The 18,524-nt window shown below is 46.1% G+C and carries 19 protein-coding genes; 17 read left to right on the top strand and 2 right to left on the bottom strand.

Translation table 11 applies throughout. The annotated features are described in order from the left end of the window. The first annotated feature begins 43 nt into the window (after positions 1-43). The 9 genes from DESACI_RS17575 to hslO are packed head-to-tail and all read left to right on the top strand — an operon-like array spanning position 44 to position 8,836. The gene (locus DESACI_RS17575) at positions 44-493 is read left to right on the top strand and encodes an FHA domain-containing protein (protein WP_014828551.1); all 450 of its coding nucleotides are present in this window, start codon (positions 44-46) and stop codon (positions 491-493) included. After that, positions 474-1,193: a Stp1/IreP family PP2C-type Ser/Thr phosphatase gene (locus tag DESACI_RS17570; protein ID WP_014828550.1), complete on the top strand. Its 720-nt coding sequence runs from the start codon at positions 474-476 to the stop codon at positions 1,191-1,193. The genes DESACI_RS17575 and DESACI_RS17570 overlap by 20 nt, the downstream gene beginning before the upstream one ends. 4 nt (positions 1,194-1,197) lie before the next feature. Beyond that, entirely contained in the window at positions 1,198-2,481 is a 1,284-nt protein-coding gene (locus DESACI_RS17565) for an FtsW/RodA/SpoVE family cell cycle protein (RefSeq protein WP_014828549.1), read from the top strand. Beyond that, positions 2,478-3,884: a peptidoglycan D,D-transpeptidase FtsI family protein gene (locus DESACI_RS17560; protein ID WP_085939237.1), complete on the top strand. Its 1,407-nt coding sequence runs from the start codon at positions 2,478-2,480 to the stop codon at positions 3,882-3,884. Before DESACI_RS17565 ends, DESACI_RS17560 begins: the two co-directional genes overlap by 4 nt. A gap of 9 nt (positions 3,885-3,893) precedes the next feature. Then, positions 3,894-5,675, top strand: coding sequence for a Stk1 family PASTA domain-containing Ser/Thr kinase (pknB, locus tag DESACI_RS17555; RefSeq protein WP_014828547.1), 1,782 nt, complete (start codon positions 3,894-3,896; stop codon positions 5,673-5,675). Between the two features lie 40 nt (positions 5,676-5,715). Beyond that, positions 5,716-6,609 carry a ribosome small subunit-dependent GTPase A gene (gene rsgA, locus DESACI_RS17550; RefSeq protein WP_014828546.1) on the top strand — a complete coding sequence of 298 codons (894 nt, stop codon included), beginning with the start codon at positions 5,716-5,718 and terminating at the stop codon, positions 6,607-6,609. Position 6,610: 1 nt separating this feature from the next. Further along, positions 6,611-7,279, top strand: a complete 669-nt coding sequence (rpe, locus tag DESACI_RS17545; protein WP_014828545.1) for a ribulose-phosphate 3-epimerase — start codon at positions 6,611-6,613, stop codon at positions 7,277-7,279. Between the two features lies 1 nt (position 7,280). Continuing rightward, positions 7,281-7,919 carry a thiamine diphosphokinase gene (locus tag DESACI_RS17540; protein ID WP_041276602.1) on the top strand — a complete coding sequence of 213 codons (639 nt, stop codon included), beginning with the start codon at positions 7,281-7,283 and terminating at the stop codon, positions 7,917-7,919. Between the two features lie 35 nt (positions 7,920-7,954). Then, a complete protein-coding gene (gene hslO / locus DESACI_RS17535; protein ID WP_014828543.1) occupies positions 7,955-8,836 on the top strand; it encodes an Hsp33 family molecular chaperone HslO in 882 nt (293 codons plus the stop codon). A gap of 149 nt (positions 8,837-8,985) precedes the next feature. On the opposite strand, the gene rpmB is transcribed toward hslO, so the two are convergent. After that, entirely contained in the window at positions 8,986-9,177 is a 192-nt protein-coding gene (rpmB, locus tag DESACI_RS17530; RefSeq protein ID WP_014828542.1) for a 50S ribosomal protein L28, read from the bottom strand. Positions 9,178-9,393: 216 nt separating this feature from the next. Here rpmB and DESACI_RS17525 point away from each other — a divergent pair, with 216 nt between their 5' ends. The 6 genes from DESACI_RS17525 (at position 9,394) to DESACI_RS17500 (ending at position 16,052) form a co-directional block, all read left to right on the top strand. Beyond that, entirely contained in the window at positions 9,394-9,750 is a 357-nt protein-coding gene (locus DESACI_RS17525) for an Asp23/Gls24 family envelope stress response protein (RefSeq protein ID WP_014828541.1), read from the top strand. A 79-nt stretch (positions 9,751-9,829) separates the two neighbouring features. Beyond that, a complete protein-coding gene (locus DESACI_RS17520) occupies positions 9,830-11,470 on the top strand; it encodes a DAK2 domain-containing protein (protein WP_049804136.1) in 1,641 nt (546 codons plus the stop codon). A 143-nt stretch (positions 11,471-11,613) separates the two neighbouring features. After that, positions 11,614-12,282 (top strand): L-serine ammonia-lyase, iron-sulfur-dependent subunit beta, encoded by a 669-nt coding sequence (gene sdaAB / locus DESACI_RS17515; protein WP_014828539.1) that lies wholly within the window; start codon positions 11,614-11,616, stop codon positions 12,280-12,282. A gap of 11 nt (positions 12,283-12,293) precedes the next feature. After that, a complete protein-coding gene (sdaAA, locus tag DESACI_RS17510; RefSeq protein ID WP_014828538.1) occupies positions 12,294-13,157 on the top strand; it encodes an L-serine ammonia-lyase, iron-sulfur-dependent, subunit alpha in 864 nt (287 codons plus the stop codon). Next, entirely contained in the window at positions 13,154-15,757 is a 2,604-nt protein-coding gene (gene recG / locus DESACI_RS17505) for an ATP-dependent DNA helicase RecG (protein WP_014828537.1), read from the top strand. The genes sdaAA and recG overlap by 4 nt, the downstream gene beginning before the upstream one ends. A gap of 169 nt (positions 15,758-15,926) precedes the next feature. Next, on the top strand, positions 15,927-16,052 hold the full coding sequence (locus DESACI_RS17500; protein ID WP_148271324.1) for a small, acid-soluble spore protein, alpha/beta type: 126 nt from the start codon (positions 15,927-15,929) through the stop codon (positions 16,050-16,052). A gap of 97 nt (positions 16,053-16,149) precedes the next feature. Here DESACI_RS17500 and gpr read toward each other — a convergent pair whose 3' ends face one another. Further along, complete coding sequence (gene gpr / locus DESACI_RS17495) at positions 16,150-17,136, bottom strand: GPR endopeptidase (RefSeq protein WP_014828536.1); 987 nt, start codon at positions 17,134-17,136, stop codon at positions 16,150-16,152. Positions 17,137-17,403: 267 nt separating this feature from the next. Between gpr and rsmD the strand changes: the two genes are divergently transcribed. Further along, positions 17,404-17,982: a 16S rRNA (guanine(966)-N(2))-methyltransferase RsmD gene (gene rsmD / locus DESACI_RS17490; RefSeq protein ID WP_083845613.1), complete on the top strand. Its 579-nt coding sequence runs from the start codon at positions 17,404-17,406 to the stop codon at positions 17,980-17,982. A gap of 17 nt (positions 17,983-17,999) precedes the next feature. Further along, positions 18,000-18,500 carry an ATPase gene (locus tag DESACI_RS17485; RefSeq protein ID WP_014828534.1) on the top strand — a complete coding sequence of 167 codons (501 nt, stop codon included), beginning with the start codon at positions 18,000-18,002 and terminating at the stop codon, positions 18,498-18,500. Positions 18,501-18,524: the final 24 nt, after the last annotated feature.

The following is an 18,524-nucleotide window of genomic DNA, read 5'->3' as shown; positions in this document are numbered from 1 at the left end:
AGTTGTTATTGATTACTCTCTGATGTTGGATTGGGAGGGTTTTATGCAAATTGTTACAGTGATCGGCCGGCTTATTTTTGTAGCCTTAATTTATCTGTTTATCTTTAGAGTTTTTACAGCCCTTTTGGCAGATCTTCAGCTTAAAGGGATGTTTCAACGCTCAAGTCAAGAATTTGGACGCATAGAGGTTTTAACAGGGACAGATACTCTTCCCCGAGGCCGGGTATTTAAGGTGGATGGGAAAGGTCTGCGCTTAGGACGGGGTAAAAATAATGATATTGTATTACCAGATCATTTTGCTTCTATAGACCATGCTGTTTTCCGCTGCCAAAAAGGGCAGACTTATGTCGAAGATCTTGGGAGTACAAACGGTACATGGGTTAATGGCGAGCAAATTCATTCTCCGGTTCAATTGGTTGCCGGAGATTATGTGAAAATTGGAAGTATCACATTCCAATACTCGAGGTGGCAAAATGAGAGTGCTAAGCTTTAGTGAAAAAGGGTGTATCAGAAAAAATAACGAGGATTCCTTCTTAGTTCTGTCAGATCACGGGATTTTTGCTGTGGCTGATGGTATGGGAGGGCATCGGTCCGGAGAAATAGCCTCAGCCACGGCCTTGCGCGAATTAGAGAAACTGGCCCCCCGGCTGAAAGGACTGACTGATCAGGATTTAGAAGGATGGCTTGTTGAATCTTTTGCTCAGGCAAATAGGGTTGTCTATGAATCGTCGACTACGGAGCCTGAAAATGCCGGAATGGGTACTACTCTTACGGCTTTGCTCGTTCGTGAGACAAGTGCCTTAATTGCTCATGCCGGAGACAGCAGGGCATATTTGTGGCGTGGGGAAGAACTAAAGGTTTTAACGAAAGATCATTCATTGGTTGGTGAACTGGTGCGTTTGGGTCAAATCTCCCTGGAGGAAGCGGAGAAGCATCCCCAACGCAATATCTTGATGAGAGCCATTGGCGCGGATCAGCAAATTGAAGTGGATTGTCAAAAAATAGCGCTTCAGTCCGGGGATGTCATTTTATTATGCACAGATGGATTCTCCAATGTGATCAGTGATCAAGAACTGGCGAGTGAATTTTCCCAGCCCGGTACTTGGGAAGAATGCTTAGAAAGGCTGCGCCTGCTCATTTTAGAACGGGGTGCGCCAGATAATTTTACAGCCTTGTGTTGTATTATGGAGTAAGATGATGCTATATTATTTTATTTCACGTATGATCATTATGGGAATTATGTGGCTGGGCATGGTTCTGCTAAAATGGGGAGGGGACGGCAGCCAACTTGTTTGGCAGGCCCTGATCTTCACAGTCATTGTCTTAATGGGGGGCTTTGCAGAAAAGGTTCTTCATTATGAGGGGGACCCTTATGTCCTTCCGGTTGTGCAGGCAATACTGGCCCTAGGACTTGTTTTTCTTGTGCGCATTAGTCCTGTAATAGGTCTGCGCCAATTTTGGTGGGCCAATATCGGACAGTTGATTTTCTATGGTATTTTGTTTGCCGTCAGGGATTACCGGCAGTTGGGTAAGTTTCGTTACTTATGGGGATTGTTGGCCGTAAGCTTGCTGTTTATTACACTTGTCTTTGGCTTTGCAGCAGGCGGTGCAACAAGTTGGCTAAGAATCGGAGGAGTCGGGGTCGAACCTGAAGAATTTGTAAAACTGGCTTTACTGCTTTTCATGGCTACCTATCTGGAAGAAAATGAAGAGTTGCTGCGGGTTGGGACGGTTCAGGTAGGGAAATTTTCGCTGCCTGATTGGCGGACCCTAGGACCGTTTCTGGTTATGGCCGTATTTTCTCTCGGGCTTTTAGGAGCCCAGAAAAGTCTTGGAACAGCCTTGGTGTTTTATGCCCTGTTTGTTCTCATGATCTATGTTGTTACTGAACGAGCTTTGTATTTAGGGATTTCTCTGCCCATTTTTTTATTGGTGGGCAGCTTGGGGTATCTGCTTTTCAGGCATGTCCGCGTCAGGGTGATAGTTTGGCTGAATCCGTGGCAAGATCCCACGGGCATGGGATATCAGATTGCTCAATCCTTGTTTGCCATCAGCGGTGGGAAGATCTTGGGTACGGGATTAGGCAACGGCATAGGGGCTGCGATGGTTCCTGCGTCAAGTACAGACTTCATTTTCTCTGTGATAGCGGAAGAGCTTGGTTTTGCCGGAGCCATGGCCGTTCTTCTTCTCTTTCTCATCGTGGTTATGAGGGCGTTTTCCATTAGTTTAAGAGCCAAAGACCGCTTTGGACAGATTTTAGCGGCGGGAATTGGCATTCTCCTGGGAACCGAGACCTTAATTATTCTTGCCGGCGTGACTAAATTGCTTCCTTTGACAGGTATTCCGCTGCCCTGGGTTAGCTATGGCGGAAGTTCCATACTCGTTCATTTTATCCTATTGGGGGTATTACTGAATATTTCCAATGCTACCGCTGTGGGATCTCAGCGCAATAAGACCAAAGGAAGGGAGTATGCAACATAATGCGAGGGCTTCGTCGCGTAGCATTAGGAATGGCCTTTAGTTTCTTTGTTTTGAGTTTAGGACTTGTTTATTGGCAGGTAGTTCAGGCCGACACTCTCTTGGAAAACCCCGCGAATCGGCGCTTAATTCTTATGGAAAGCCGAGTGACCCGTGGAGGAATTTTTGATCGTAACGGCGAAATAATAGCCAAAACTCAGACAATCGACGGTAAAAGGGTTCGCGTCTATCCCAAAGGAGAAATGTATGAGCCTACTCTTGGATATTCTACTGCCCGGCTTGGCGCAGCGGGACTTGAGGGAAGTTTGGCGAATTGGCTCATGGGAGTCAAAAACGCCACTGCGGCTCAAACAATTCAGCAAATGTTTTCTTTGCCCCGTCAAGGGGATGATGTGGTGCTGACCTTAGATTCCCATTTGCAAAGTGTTGCTTATAATGCTCTCAAAGGGAAAAAAGGCGCAGCGATTGCCATTGATCCTCAAACCGGCGAAGTGCTGGCTTTAGTGAGTCAGCCGGGATATGACCCGACAAATTTAGATGATCATTGGAAAGATATTATTAAGCAAACAGAGGAAAAACCTCTGGATAATCGTGCTTTTTCCCTTTTCCCTCCGGGTTCCATTATGAAGGTAGTGACTTCCGCATCTTTATTTAGGAGCGGTTTAAACACGACAAATCTTTATGAGTGTAAAGGTTCCACAGTTATCAACGGACAAGTTATTCCGGAACAAAACCAGGAGGCTCATGGTTGGGTCAACTATAACATGGCTTTAGCCGATTCTTGTAATACTTATTTTGCGACCTTTGGAGTTCAGGCAGGCGATAAGAGTTTTCTGTCTGCGGCTAAAGGATTTGGTTTTGGACAAAAAATACCATTTGAACTGAATGTTCCTTTGAGCCAGATCACAAATTCACCTAAGGTTCCTGAATCTCTGTCAACGAATCTTCTTGCTGCAAGCTGCTTTGGACAGGGGCAAGTCTTAGTTACTCCTTTTCAGATGGCTTTGGTTACTGCAGGTATTGCTAATCATGGAGTTATCATGACTCCCCACATTGTAGAGCGGGTTCTCGATCCTTCGCAAACAGTGGAATATGAACCAAAGCCTCAGCCTTGGCTGACGGCACTTTCCAAGGACGAAGCGGATAAGATAACAAGTGCAATGGTGACTGCCGTTACCGCTGGAACAGCTTCTCCCGGAGCTTTACCGGGTGTCCAGGTAGCGGCGAAAACGGGTTCGGCGGAACCCGGAGGCAACCAACCTACCCATGCCTGGTATATTGCTTTTGCACCTGCAGAGGCCCCACGCATTGCGGTAGCTGTTTTTGTAGAACATGGCGGAACCGGAGGAGGAGCGGCTGCTCCCATTGCGCGCCAAATTATTCAAGAAGCATTAGCCAGAAAGTAGGTGAGAATCGTGAGTAAAATCTTTGGGGGACGTTATGAAGTTTTGGAACGCATTGGTGCCGGCGGAATGGCCATTGTATATAAAGCCAAAGACCAACTGCTTAATCGTGTCGTAACGATCAAAGTGCTGAGAGAGCAGTTTGCCACGGATGATGACTTTATTCGCCGTTTTCGAAGAGAAGCCCAGGCTGTAGCAAGTCTCTCTCACCCAAATATTGTCTCTGTTTATGATGTGGGTAAAGAAGGGGATACTGAATATATCGTCATGGAGTATGTGGAAGGGCGGAATCTCAAAGAAATTATTCGAGAGTATGCTCCCCTGTCCACAGATCAAACGATTAATCTCGCCCGCCAAATTACCAGTGCTATTCAAAATGCTCATGAACACCATATTATTCATAGGGATATAAAACCTCATAATATTTTAGTGACTGCGGACGGACACGCTAAAGTTACGGATTTTGGCATCGCACGAGCAGTTTCTTCTGCGACAGTGACGCATACTGGGGATATTATCGGCTCTGTTCATTATTTGTCGCCGGAACAGGCCAAGGGTCTGCAGAGTAATGAACAATCGGATATCTATTCGTTAGGCATAATTTTGTACGAATTAGTTACCGGCCGAGTTCCTTATGATGGAGAAACTCCCATCTCTATTGCTCTGAAGCACCTTCAGGAACAGCCAACTCTGCCTAGTAAACTTAATCCGCGGGTTGATAAAGAATTTGAGCGAGTGATTATGAGGGCCATTGCTAAGTCCTCGGAACAAAGGTATGCTTCCGCTAAGGAGCTTTTGGAAGACTTGAACCACATTCAGGCCGGTCGTCCGATCAATCATCCGGAGGTATTTCCCGTAGACGATTTGGAAGCCACTATGACTCATCATGGGATGGGGAAAGTCTTGGCTCCTGTCAGTGTTCGTGATGAGGAACCGAAAAGTGATTTAAAACCCACGAAGAAAAAGAAAAAGCGTTGGCCTTTGATTACCGCAATCATCGTCATTTTGCTGCTCTTAACGGGCGGCGGAATAGCGTTGAGAAATTACCTTCTGGTGGGTACTACAAAAGTTCCCAATGTGGTTGGACAAACACTGCCGACAGCAGGGACCTACCTAAAATCAGCAGGATTGGCACTCAACCCGGAAGTTAAGAAAGAGTTCGATGATAAGGTCGAGAACGGTCTCATTATTAGCCAGGATCCTGCAGCAGACACCGTAGTTAAAGTCGGCAGAGAGATCCAGGTGGTTGTGAGTAAAGGCCCGGACACCGGGACATTTCCGGATGTAACAACGAGTCCGATGTCAAAGGCAGATGCTGTAAACATGATCCAAAATGATGGATTTAAAGGGAAAATAACCTTTGCAACCCAGTCAAATCCAACGATCCCTAAAGACTATGTGATCCAGCAAAACCCAGCGCCCTCAGCTACCTGGCCGAAGAGCGGGCCAATTACTTTGACAATTAGCTCCGGCCCTGACAATGGATCTTCCTCTGGAACCATCAACATGCCTAATGTGATCAATAAGTCATCGGCAGATGCTAAAACGATCCTGCAACAGAATAATTTAGTTCCTTTGGTTGAGACTCAAGATTCTACTACGATTCCTGCGGATTTCGTCATTAGTACTTCTCCTAATCCCGGAGAAGCGGTTCAGCAGGGGAGTCAAGTCACAATCGTAGTATCGCGAGGTCCCGGCCCTCTTGCGCTGAATATTAAAAAAGATGTCTCGGCTTTAGTAGCCCAAATCATAAGTGTTATGCCGCGTGACGATAAAGACTATGTTAAACATTAAGCTGTGCTTTAGTGTCAAACGCAATTAGTGAGGAAATTATATGATCGAAGGAGTTCTACTTAAAGGATACGGTGGATTCTATTATGTCTATGCGGAAGACCGAGTATGGGAATGTTCTCTGCGCGGTCGTTTTCGCATTAAAGATCAGGACTTTCTGCCGGGTGATCGGGTGCGTATTTTGCCTGAAGGGAACAATAAGGCAAGAATTGAAGGGGCTGAACCAAGGCTTAATTCCTTAACCCGGCCGTCAATAGCCAATGTTGACCAAGCCCTTCTTGTTTTTGCTCTGACTTCGCCTAAACCCGACCTGAATCTTCTGGACCGCTTATTAATTCAGGTGACCTGCTCAGAAATCGAACCGCTTATTATTTTCACGAAACTTGATAAGTATTTGACTGAGGCACCGCCTGATGACTCCCTGGCCAAATCCTCAATCCCGGATATATACCGCCGCATCGGATATACGGTTTTTGAGGTATCTAATAAAACAGGGATTGGCATCACTGAGCTGAGGAAGTGTTTAGAAGAGAAGATTAGTGTTTTAGCCGGCCCGTCAGGCGCAGGCAAATCAAGTCTCTTTAATGCTTTATCCGATGGAAAACAATTAAAAACCGGCGAAATTAGTCAGAAGTCTCAGCGGGGGCGTCATACAACCCGTCATGTCGAGTTAATGGTTTGTGCCGGAGGATTAGTGGCGGATACGCCGGGTTTTTCCTCTCTCTTTCTGCCGAAAATGAAGCGGGAGGACTTGGCAACTTACTTTCCCGAATTTGACGAACACCGGAACCATTGCCGGTTTAGCAGCTGCTTACATGATAAAGAACCTGATTGCGCCATTAAAGCTGCTCAAGAAAATGGAGAAATATCCGGCACTCGCTACGACCATTATCGAATTTTTCTACAAGAAGTTATAGCCGCTGAAAGGAGATATTAAGATGATTCAACTTGCCCCGTCTATTTTGTCAGCAGATTTCTCTCGTTTAGGTGATCAGGTACGTCTGGTTGAGGATGCCGGTGCCGAAGTTTTACATATTGATGTCATGGACGGGCATTTTGTTCCGAATCTCACCTTCGGACCTGCGCTGGTCAAAGCCCTGAGACCCCACTCTAAGATGCGTTTTGATGTCCATTTAATGATAGAAGAACCGGAACGCTTTATTGCAGATTTTGCTGCCGCAGGAGCGGACCATATTACCTTTCACCTCGAAGCGTCACGCCATGTCCATCGTGTTATTCAACTAATTAAGGAACAGGGACTTACGGCAGGGATTGCCCTCAATCCGGCAACCCAATTAGACGGGCTCAAATATATCCTTGAGGATTTGGACATGGTACTGTTAATGACAGTGAATCCCGGTTTTGGAGGACAAAACTTTATCACCAGCGTTCTTCCTAAAATTCAGGTGCTCCGTCACCATATTGAGCAAAAGCAGTCTTCCTGCGAGATTGAAGTTGACGGCGGAATTAATTTGGAAACAGCGCCTTTGGCTGTTCAGGCCGGAGCAAATATTTTAGTAGCAGGCTCCGCGGTATTTGACCAAGCAGATCCTAAGCTGGCCGTAAAAAAACTCCGGCAGGCAGTTGGCGGAGCACTGAGTGAATAAAATGATGATAGCGGTATTGGCGAATGGTGCTTGGGATTCAGAATGGGGAAAACAAGCACTGGACAAGGTGGACTATTTGATTTGTGCTGATGGCGGCGCCAATCATGCACTTAACTCCGGATTTATGCCGGAACAGCTTATCGGGGATCTGGATTCGGTTACCGGCGAGAATTTAAGTCAATGCCGCAATGCCGGTTGTTTTATTGAACAATTTCCTCGGGAAAAGGACGAAACGGATTTGGAACTGGCTCTCCTGCGGGCCAAAGAGAAAGCTTTTTCTGCTGGGGAGCAGGAGATCTGGCTCTATGGCGCCACAGGGAAACGAATGGATCACTTTTTAGGTAATTTAGCACTGATGCTGGCTTACGCCCGGCAAGGGTATCGCATTCATTTAGCGGACCCTGATCATGAGATGTGGGTTCTCCAAGGGCGGGAGGAAATTTCGACGTACAAGGGACAGGAGCTTTCCTTGATAGCGCTTTCTGAGAGGGCTGTTGTCAGTACTGAGGGATTATATTATCCTCTGGAACATGGTGTTTTGCGGCAGGATGTTCCGCGGGGAGTGAGCAATGTCTCTTTAGGGGAGCGCGTTACCATTGAGGTTCACGAGGGGTGGGTTTTGGTGGTCTTATTAGCTTGAGGGTCTTATAAAATTAGATAAAGGAACGAAGATTAATGCAGCAGGATGAACTTTGGATTGGTACGATGCTTGAGGGCAGGGCCCGTTGGGTTGCCGTGAGGACGACGGATACGGTTGAAGAGGCGAGGAAACGTCATGGTTTGTCTCCTGTCGCTGCAGCGGCTTTGGGCCGAGCGATGACTGGGACGCTTATCTTAGCGAGTTCTCTGAAGGGCGATGAGAGTGTGACTCTGCGCATACTGGGAGACGGGCCTCTGCAGGGTGTCGTAAGCGTGGGTAATGCTCTTGGGGAAGTTCGGGGGTATGTTAGGGAACCGTGGGTAGAGCTGCCGTTAAAGCCCAATGGCAAGCTTGATGTAGCGACGGCGGTGGGAGCTGGGGAGCTGGCGGTGAGCCGGAGCTTGCAGAACGGAGAAGTTTATACCGGTATGGTTCCGCTGGTCAGCGGTGAAGTTGCGGAGGATCTTGTTCATTATTTATTATCGTCGGAACAGATCCCTTCGGCTATGCTCTTGGGAGTACTTGTTGAAAAGGACTATCATGTGGCAGGGGCAGGCGGCTTTTTAATGCAGCCTCTGCCTGGAGCGAAGGATGAGGATATTCAGGTGCTTGAAGATGTCCTCGGGCAGTTGAAGGTCGGAATCAGCGAATTGGCGGCTGAGAGCCGTGGTATTGATGAAATGCTTGGCCATTTGTTGGGAGAACTTCCCTATCAAGTCCTGGAGCGTCGTTCGGTTGGATTTTCCTGTACCTGTTCCAAGGACCGCTTAGGGGATTCTCTAGTCTCGCTGGGCAGAGAAGAATTGGAAGACTTAATCTCGGACGGGAAGGCTGAAATGATTTGCCATTTTTGTAATGAACATTATCTATTTTCTAAAGAGGATTTAGAGGTTCTTAGAGAAAGAGCAGAACGTTAGATAATCGGCCAACCCACTCGGCCAATCACGCTAAAAAACCTTGGCGGCACGGGCGGCTGCCAAGGTGAACTTGTGATAGGAAGGTTAAATGCAGGCTTGCTTTCCGATAGTATGAAAAAAGCCCGACCCATCGTCGGACTTTTGATTCATTAGCTAACGCGTTGGACTTTGCCGGAACGTAAGCATCTGGTGCAAACTTTGATCCGGGCAGGAGTACCGTTCACAATAGCATGAACGCTCTGCAGGTTAGGTTTCCAAGTGCGTTTAGATCTTATATGTGAGTGGCTGACTTGAAATCCGGTGACAACCCCTTTGCCGCATACTGCACAAACATTGGCCATGCTCTAAATCCTCCTTTGCAGCCGAAATGATACTTAACTATTTTAGCAAAAGTCAAAGAGATTGGCAAGGTTTTCCCACCTGAATTTTCCTAAATTCTTATGTCTAAAACTATTTTTCGCTGACTTTAGTAAATATCCAAAGTTTTCTTTGAACATTTTTGATTTACTTGGTAAAATGGAATCCATGTGGACTAAGCTGGAAGGGGAGGGTCCTTTATGGGAAAGGAAATAAATAATAGCTTAGGTAAAATCGAGATTTCGGAAGAAGTGATCGCCACTATTGCCGGTGCCACTGCTGTAGAATGCTACGGCTTAGTTGGTATGGCATCCCGCAAAATTACCGATGGATTTGTTGATTTGCTGGGTCGTGAAAATTTGGCCCGAGGGGTTGTTGTATCCCTTAATGAAAATGAAGTGGTAATTGATCTCCATATTGTGGTGGGTTATGGTGTTCGAATTTCCGAAGTCGCTGCTAATGTCATGGAACGCGTTCGTTATACCACAGAGAAACTTACGGGATTGAACGTATCCCAAGTGAATGTGAACGTACAAGGAGTTCGCGTTTTAGAGTAGTGCGAAAGATTAGGGGGATACTGTTTTGAGACCAGTTTCAAACGCAAAGAGCGTTCTCGAAGCGCAAGAGTGGAAACAAATGATGGTTGCCGGTGCCCAGGCCTTAGAACTAAAAAAACAGGATGTTGATGCTCTGAATGTTTTTCCTGTGCCTGACGGAGATACGGGAACAAATATGTTCCTAACGATTCAATCCGCTGCCAGGGATGCTGAGAAGGCGACCGGAGCTACGATAAGCGATATTGCCGCTGCTGCTTCAATGGGTTCCTTAATGGGTGCCCGTGGTAATTCAGGAGTCATTCTTTCACAACTTTTACGTGGAATTGCCAAAGGACTGGACGGACTGGCTGCGGCTAATCCTCTTCAATTGGCTCTGGCTTTGCAATCCGGGGTTGACACGGCTTATAAAGCAGTTATGAAACCTGTTGAAGGAACAATCCTTACGGTTGCCCGGGAAACAGCCCGAGCCGCGCTCAGTAAAGCTAAAGCCGGAGGATCGCTTCTTGAGACGCTGCAAGAAGCTCATAAGAAGGGTTTAGAATCCCTTGCTAAAACACCTGATATGTTGCCGGCTTTGAAGCAGGCCGGTGTGGTAGATGCAGGGGGGCAGGGATTTCTGATTATTTTGGGCGGATGGATCGGAGTCTTGACTGGGGAAACCACTAAGGTTGGATTCCAGCAGGAGCAAAGGCCCACTGCGGAAACTCCTCATTCTGAGGAGCATAGCCAAGCCAATCAAGGTTTTATCCAGATTGAGGATTTAGAATTCCCCTACTGTACGGAATTCCTTGTTCAAGGCTCAGATTTGCAAGTGGATAGAATTCGTCAGGATTTATTCGATCGCGGGGATAGTTTACTTGTGGTGGGAACTCCTGAAGTAGTAAAGATTCATGTGCATGTTAAAAACCCGGGCAAGATTTTGGATTATGCAATTCAGTGGGGATCACTTCATCAAGTGCAAATTCACAATATGTTGGAACAAAATGAAGCTATGGCTCATGCCATGAAGTCAAAATCCGCAGAATCTGCTGAGAGTGTGGAGACCAAGGCAGCACCTATGAAAGAATATGGTGTCGTTGCCGTGGCCATGGGACAGGGAATAGCCGATGTTTTTTTAAGTTTGGGTGTTGATGAGGTGGTCCTGGGCGGACAAACTATGAATCCCAGTACAGAGGATTTAGCGGCTGCCGTTGGCAAAGTCCGAGCACGTAAAGTCCTTATTCTCCCGAATAATGGGAACATTATTTTGGCTGCACGTCAAGTAAAAGATGTGGTTTTAGATCGAGAAGTCTATGTCATTCCCAGCAAATCGGTGCCTCAGGGAATTTCAGCCCTTTTAAATCTAAATCCCGAAGGCGAAACGAGTGCTAACCTTCAAAATATGGAGCGTTCTTTAAAGAACGTCAGTTCCGGTGAAGTGACCTATGCGGTACGAGATTCACAGTTTGGGGAATTGGCCATTGCCGCAGGGGATATTCTTGGCTTAGTCGAAGATACAATTGTCGAAACAGGACAAAATCTTCTTGAAGTTGCTAAAGCAACTTTGGAGAAAATGGAGTGGAAAGACCGTGATTTGGTTACCATATTCTATGGAGAAGATACGGAACTACACGAAGTTGAACGGTTAAAAACTTGGCTCCAAGAAGAAAACTCAAATGTGGAAGTTGAAGTTCACCCCGGTAAACAACCGCTCTACTATTATATTTTTGGCGTGGAATAGGTTGACCTCCGGAATTTCCGGAGGTTTTCTTTTCTCCACCTATCGGGGCGGGAAAAGACCGCAGACATGAACGGTAAAAATGTATTAAGAACGTATAATATAGTTATAGAAGTATGTCTCAATTTATTGCGGGAGATGGAACAGTGAGTAAAAGTAATGTCTTTGATCTTCTTGGACCGATTATGGTCGGACCATCAAGCTCACATACAGCTGGTGCTGTTCGTTTAGGCACCATGGCCAGGAAAATTTTAGGGGAGGAACCTCTTGAAGGGGTTATCACGCTTCATGGTTCCTTTGCCCAGACGGGAAAGGGACATGGAACCAATTTGGCCTTAATAGCGGGTCTTTTGGGCATGTCGCCGGATGATGAAAGAATTCCCGAGGCTCCTAAACTTGCCCAAGAACAGGGCTTAAAGATTCGCTTTGAAACAGATGATCTCGGGGACGTACATCCTAATACGGTAAAGTTTAATTTAACAGGCAGTATGGGAACAATTCAAGTAGTGGGGTCGTCTATTGGGGGAGGGGCCATCTTAATTCGTCAAATAAATAATTTTATGGTGGATATTAACGGGGATTACCCCACCCTAGTCATCCTGCATCAAGATTTACCTGGAGTTGTGGCGCAAGTAACGTTACTCTTAGCCACTGCTCAGATTAATATTGCCACAATGCGGGTTTCCCGTGAGAAGAAAGGTGCCCAAGCCTTAATGGTTTTGGAGACGGATCAAAAGATTGATGAAGCTGTACTGGGTTTAACGCGGAGACTTCCGAGCGTTAAACAGGCCTTGGCGATTGAACCGCTGGAATAGGAGGTGGCCGAATGCGTGCCTATGAAGATTGGGTTGTTTTGGCTGAAAATAAGGGTCTAAAAATTAGCCAGGTTGTTCTGCTAAATCAAATTGAGGAACTGGAAATACCGGAGCAAGCTCTTCTTGAACGCATGGGAAAGAATCTTAAGGTTATGCGCGAGTCTGTCAACATGGGATTGAGTGGCAATCGACGTTCGGTCTCCGGCTTGGTGGGGGGGGACGCGGCAAAAATCGAAGCCCGCCGCAAAAGTGGACTTACTTTACTCGGAGCTCCATTAAGTGGCGCCATTGCCAGGGCCCTGGCTGTCGCTGAAGTCAATGCTTCCATGGGGAGAATTGTTGCGGCGCCGACAGCCGGTTCCTGTGGTGTTTTGCCGGCAGTTCTTTTAACCTTGGAAGAAATTCTCGGAGTCGGGGAAACGGAGTTGTTATCTGCCCTTTTTACAGCGGCTGGTCTAGGAATGGTTATTACCGATCGAGCCAATGTCTCGGGGGCCGAAGGCGGATGCCAGGCGGAGATCGGATCGGCCGCGGCCATGTCTGCCGCAGCTGCGGTAGAATTAGCGGGGGGCTCACCCCGACAAACGGCGGACGGTGCTGCGATTGCTCTAAAGTCAATGTTGGGTTTAGTCTGTGATCCTGTTGCAGGGCTGGTTGAGGTGCCTTGCGTAAAACGCAATGCCACAGGAGCAATGATTGCCCTGACAGCAGCCGAGATGGCTCTTTCAGGGGTGAAAAGCGCCATTCCTATTGATGAGGTTATCGATACAATGGCAGAGATCGGACAGCAAATGTCCTGTTCTTTGAAGGAAACAGCTCAAGGCGGCCTTGCCATGACTCCTACCGGCCGCAAAATCCGAGCTGATTTTCTATGAATTTTACTCAAATTCAACTTGTCCTCAATAACCTTCAAAGAGCACTGATTGCTGAAGAAAAACAAGGGTTCTTGAACACGGGGGTTTTAGGAGGGTTTAGTTCTTTCTTGAGAGGAATACTTTCCAGACTTGAACAACTGTTTCCAGGTTACGATATGGCACTCCTGCGAGAATTAGCTCAAAACTATTCCGCCTGGAGTCCCCTTCGGCGACGAGAAGCATTCTCGGAATTAAAGCGTTTTCGGCAAGAGATTTTGCTGGAAGCAGAAAATCGCTTTCAGCAGGGGCAAAATTTTGAGGACATACCGGAGACAAAAGACCGGGTAATAAACAAAGAGAAACCAGAGAGCTCCGAGAGATCCGGAAGACTAGAAAGACCAGAAAGAGAAGGAAGATCAGAAAGACTAGAGTTACCGGGGAAGCCGGAAAGGTCTGAAAGTCAAGAAGCTTGGGGTGAGGATTTCTTTCAAGGAGCGCCGGCGAGGAAAATCGATAAGGTTGTTCATAAACCAGCGCAACTACATAATCATGTTAAATCTGACCATAGAGAAGCTAAATCTTCGAAACGAAATGAAGGGGAAAAGACCCTCCAGTTTTTAAAAGGGGTTGGCCCGGAGAGAGCGAAACAATTAGAAAAATTGGGGATTCAAAATGTTTTTGATCTGCTGCTTTATTATCCCCGCAGATATGAAGATCGTCGTAAACGCCTGATTTCTGAATTAAAAGACGGAGAGTCGGCTACCCTATCCGGTAAAGTCGCAGCCGGGCAAATTATCAGAGGCAGGCTTAAGGTGGTCAAGCTGAGTATTGAGCAACAAGGACGTTTAATCCAAGCGATATGGTTTAATCAGACGTTTATTTTGAAGCAATACCCTGTAGGGTCAAGAGTTATCGTGACAGGAAAAGTACGTTGGCAGCAACAGGTTCCGGAACTTTTAGTGACAGATATTGAAATGGAAAAAGTGGGAGAGTCTACCGATTCTTCAGCGGTTCCTAGGTCGCCGGCGATTTTGCCAGTTTATTCGGAAACTGCACGCTTATCCTCCAAAGCTATTCGCAGTATCATTAAAAATGTAATGAATGAAGTTGAGAAGAACTTTCCTGAGATAATTCCGGAGAGTGAATTAAATGGATGGATGGAACGACCCATAGCCCATCGAGAAATTCATTTCCCTGCGGACTACGCTCGTCTTACAAGAGCAAGGGATCGGTTAGTCTGGGAAGAGGTGCTCCTTTTACAATTAGCCTTTGCCGGGCTGCGGCAGGGATTAGTGCGGCTTGGAAGTCCCCCGCTGCTTGGAGGGGAAAAAGAGATTCAAAGTTTCTATAAGAGTTTGCCCTTTCAATTGACAGGAGCACAACAGCGTGTGATTCAGGAGATTTTTCAAGATATGGCTAAACCTCAGGGGATGGCTCGCTTGGTTCAGGGAGATGTAGGGTCTGGCAAAACAGCTGTCGCAATGGCGGCTTTGCTGCGGGCAGTGGGTTCAGGATATCAGGGAGCTATGATGGCACCTACAGAAATCCTAGCTGTTCAACATTTTCAGGCCCTTGAGAAAGTGTTCACTCCTTTGGGCATTACAGTGGTTTGTTTACTGGGAAGTCAGAGTAAAAGTGAGAGAGAAGGCGTTTTGGCCGGGATTGCGGAGGGCAGCGCCCAGGTTATTGTGGGGACTCATGCCTTGATACAAGAGTCGGTGGTATTTAAAGCTCTGGGGCTGGCAATAACCGATGAACAACATCGCTTTGGAGTTCGCCAAAGATCAATGCTTCAGGGCAAAGGTGACAGCCCTCATGTACTAGTACTCACAGCAACGCCAATTCCCAGAACTTTAGCCTTGACTCTCTACGGAGATTTGCAGCTTTCTGTTCTCGATGAGATGCCGGCAGGAAGAAAACCGATTGTTACCAGGAAACTAACGGAACGCAGTCGTCCAAAGCTTGAGAAATTTTTGGAAGAGCAAGTTAATTTGGGAAGGCAAATCTATGTGGTATGTCCCTTAGTTGAAGAGTCAGAGACGCTTGATCTCATTTCGGCGACCCAGAGAGCTTCCGAATTCCAAGCGAGATTTTCTCACTGTCGAGTGGCATTGCTGCATGGAAAGATGAAGGGTTCGGAAAAGGACAGTATTATGGCCGAATTTCAAGCGGGAGATATTGATATCCTAGTAGCAACGACGGTTGTGGAGGTGGGAGTAAATGTCCCTAATGCTTCCGTTATGGTCATAGAGTCGGCAGAACGATTTGGTTTAGCTCAACTGCACCAACTTCGAGGGCGGGTTGGCCGGGGAAGTGAACAATCCTATTGCTTTTTGCTGTCGGAACAAACTCACAGCCGTCGTTTAGATATTCTTTGTCAGACGGAAGATGGCTTTAAAATCGCAGAAGAAGACATGAGGCTGCGCGGAACCGGAGAATTGTTAGGCACCCGGCAGCATGGACTGGGACAGCTGCACCTGGCGGATCTTTCTCGTGATGGGCAGCTTGTGGAAAAGGCTTATCAGATGGCCCAGAAGGCTTTGCGGGAACCTAAAAAGTATCCGTTGCTCTTTCAAGAAGTTCAAAAAATGTTTCCGCCCGATAAAATCGGAGTTCATTAGGTGAAGAATTAATTCATTTTAACAAGCTAATTCGTTTGGAAAGAATTGCCGAGTATTGTTTTAAGCCAAAAGAAGAATAATATGAGTGAACAAAGCCTAAAGGTTGAAAGCGAAGCAGCAGCGAAGCAGGTCTGCTGCCTTACTGAATAAATCTATGGGGGTGTAAGCTTTGGCTAAAACAACGAAACCTATGGTCCAACTTTCACCGGAATTAGAGAAGTTCAAGTATGAAGTCGCTCAAGAGATTGGGATTGCCAATCGCAAACACAAAAGCTTTCCCAATACTCCCCAATAACGTAATAAGGCATTCAAGGAAAAAGGTCAGGTATAAACTACCTGGCCTTTTTCCCTGTTTTTCTGACAACTATAGTCAGATCGTCAAAGTCGGCGGACTATTGCAGATATCGTTCATAATCCTCACGGTCAATACCTGGATGTAGACTGATCGTTAATGCGCCGGCAATAATCTTAGCCGAAATTTGAATCAGCGAATCAATTTCTTTGGGGGTGACCATAAGATTGCCTTGAAAGGGTGAGAGCACATCATCAATAATTTTACTATAAACCTCGGGCTTGATGCCCTTATAGAGTTTATAGAGAGAAGGACTCGTCACAAATTCTTTGAAGATACCTTCAACTGCATCGTGGGCAATGATGGCAGCGTTCAGTACCGTTGGCAGACCAATAGCAATAACTTTACAGCCAATAGTTTCTTCATTAATCCCGGCCCGGGGATTTCCAACGCCTGAACCTGGGTGTATCCCTGTATCGGCTAACTGAATACTGGTGCCAATACGTTCCGGAGAGCCGGCTGCTAAGGCGTCAATGGCAATGACTAAGTCGGGTTTTACATGATCAACAATTCCGCGTATGATTTCGGCAGTCTCAATACCTGTCGTACCAAGGACTCCGGGGGATATAGCACTTACTTTGCGCATTTTGCCCTTTAATTCTTCGGGAGATAGTTGATAGAGGTGACGGGTTACCATAGTCTTGTCAATGACTTGCGGACCTAAAGCATCCGGTGTAGCGTTCCAATTGCCTAAACCAATGATCAAGATGCTGGCATCTTCTGAGAGATCCATGAGGTCAATTAAGCGGTCGGCTAGAATTTGAGTAATAGCTTCATGCACAGAATAATCATTATTTCTGATTTCCGGTGCGTCGATGGTGATGTATTGACCTTTGGGTTTACCAATGGCTTCAACACCTTCATCGGTTTCCACAGTAATAATGGTTACTTTGGCATGGTCGAGTTTTTGCTCATCCATGATCACCCCCGGAATTTCTTCGCCGCTCTCTCCGCGAAGCATCTGATGCGCTTCAACCGCTAAATCAACCTGGACATTAAGGTGGCGATAAAGTTGAGATTTGTTCATTTTTCTTATAACTCCTTTACTTTAAAAAGTCACTGGGGCTTTAATTAGCTCCCAGTGAACAGAGAGGAAAAACGAAAGGAAGAGCTGGATGGGGGAAGAGTATTCTATGATTATAAAAAATCACCGAATACAAGGATAGTATTGGCAAAAACATAAATCATATGCAAAGAAAATTAAAGAACGAGTTTAGAGTATTTGTGTTATACTAAACGAAAAATGTCCAATTAACTAAATTATTGGCTGAAAAGCTGTATAAGCTCTGCTATAATGAAGTTTGGAGGGTATATGAGAATTATAGCCGGTGAAATGCGGGGACGAATTCTAAAGGCAGTGGAAGGAATGATGACGCGTCCGACTTCGGATAAAGTAAAAGGTGCGATATTCAATGTCTTAGGGGACCGAGTTCAAGATGCCCGTGTGCTTGATCTCTTCTCAGGCACAGGAAATTTAGCCTTTGAAGCACTTTCCCGGGGAGCACGCGAAGCGGTTCTCGTTGAAAAGAGTCACAATGCCCATAATGTGATCCGAGAGAATATGGATCGGCTTGGCATAGGTTCAAAGACAAAAGTTTTATTGGTGGATGCCTTCAAGTACTTAGAGAACAATCCGGATGAAGTCTTTAACCTTATTTTTTTAGATCCCCCTTATCATAAAGATTTAGCAGCAAAGTCTTTAGCTGTCTTGAGTTGCAGCTCAAATTTAGAAACCAATGGCGTTATTATTGCTGAAACAGCAAAAGATGAACAACTGGATGTAACAGATAATACATCTCATCCTTTAGAAGTTCGGAAAATAAGTCTCTATGGTGATACAAAAGTTTGGTATATCCAGAGAATGGATATATAGCGAGGGGGAGGATTTACGTGGAAGAGGATGTTTTGAGTTTAATCAATGAGGTAGAAGAAATTATAGATCATGGACCTAAAATCCCCATGACTGGGAAAGTCCTTGTGGATGATGCCGTGATTTTTGAACTTCTTGATCGAGTGCGTGCCGCTTTACCGGAAGAGCTGGAAAATGCCAAATGGGTTTTGAAAGAACGGCAGCGCATCCTCGATGAAGCACAAGCGGAAGCCCAAAAACTCATGGATCGTGGAAAAGCTTATGTAGACAAGATGGCAGTGGAACATGAAGTCGTGAGGCAGGCTCAGACCTATGGAGAAGAGATTGTAAAACAAGCTCAGACATTTGCTCATAATGTGAAGGTTGGAGCAGTTCAATATGCGGATGATATGCTTCAACATGTTGAAGAGAGTTTGTTTGAAACACTTCAATCTTTGCGGAAGAATCATGAAGAATTAAAAGGTTTAGCTAAAGAGGACAAAGAACAAAAGGTTAACTACGAAAGAGAGAAGGAAGAGTAAGGATCGTGCTCTTCCTTCTCCCTT

This window comes from Desulfosporosinus acidiphilus SJ4, assembly GCF_000255115.2.
GTDB classification, from domain to species: Bacteria; Bacillota; Desulfitobacteriia; order Desulfitobacteriales; family Desulfitobacteriaceae; genus Desulfosporosinus; species Desulfosporosinus acidiphilus.
Note: the sequence above shows the minus strand (reverse complement) of the source record. Positions and strands in the feature narration are given on the sequence as shown.

What these genes read in the sequence shown, in the direction of transcription:
- DESACI_RS17575 (WP_014828551.1), top strand. Translation starts at nt 44, where the DNA reads ATGCAAATTGTTACAGTGATCGGCCGGCTTATTTTTGTAGCCTTAATT.
- DESACI_RS17570 (WP_014828550.1), top strand. Translation starts at nt 474, where the DNA reads ATGAGAGTGCTAAGCTTTAGTGAAAAAGGGTGTATCAGAAAAAATAAC.
- DESACI_RS17565 (WP_014828549.1), top strand. Translation starts at nt 1,198, where the DNA reads ATGCTATATTATTTTATTTCACGTATGATCATTATGGGAATTATGTGG.
- rsgA (WP_014828546.1), top strand. Translation starts at nt 5,716, where the DNA reads ATGATCGAAGGAGTTCTACTTAAAGGATACGGTGGATTCTATTATGTC.
- rpe (WP_014828545.1), top strand. Translation starts at nt 6,611, where the DNA reads ATGATTCAACTTGCCCCGTCTATTTTGTCAGCAGATTTCTCTCGTTTA.
- DESACI_RS17540 (WP_041276602.1), top strand. Translation starts at nt 7,281, where the DNA reads ATGATGATAGCGGTATTGGCGAATGGTGCTTGGGATTCAGAATGGGGA.
- hslO (WP_014828543.1), top strand. Translation starts at nt 7,955, where the DNA reads ATGCAGCAGGATGAACTTTGGATTGGTACGATGCTTGAGGGCAGGGCC.
- rpmB (WP_014828542.1), bottom strand. Translation starts at nt 9,177, where the DNA reads ATGGCCAATGTTTGTGCAGTATGCGGCAAAGGGGTTGTCACCGGATTT.
- DESACI_RS17525 (WP_014828541.1), top strand. Translation starts at nt 9,394, where the DNA reads ATGGGAAAGGAAATAAATAATAGCTTAGGTAAAATCGAGATTTCGGAA.
- DESACI_RS17520 (WP_049804136.1), top strand. Translation starts at nt 9,830, where the DNA reads ATGATGGTTGCCGGTGCCCAGGCCTTAGAACTAAAAAAACAGGATGTT.
- sdaAA (WP_014828538.1), top strand. Translation starts at nt 12,294, where the DNA reads ATGCGTGCCTATGAAGATTGGGTTGTTTTGGCTGAAAATAAGGGTCTA.
- recG (WP_014828537.1), top strand. Translation starts at nt 13,154, where the DNA reads ATGAATTTTACTCAAATTCAACTTGTCCTCAATAACCTTCAAAGAGCA.
- gpr (WP_014828536.1), bottom strand. Translation starts at nt 17,136, where the DNA reads ATGAACAAATCTCAACTTTATCGCCACCTTAATGTCCAGGTTGATTTA.
- rsmD (WP_083845613.1), top strand. Translation starts at nt 17,404, where the DNA reads ATGAAGTTTGGAGGGTATATGAGAATTATAGCCGGTGAAATGCGGGGA.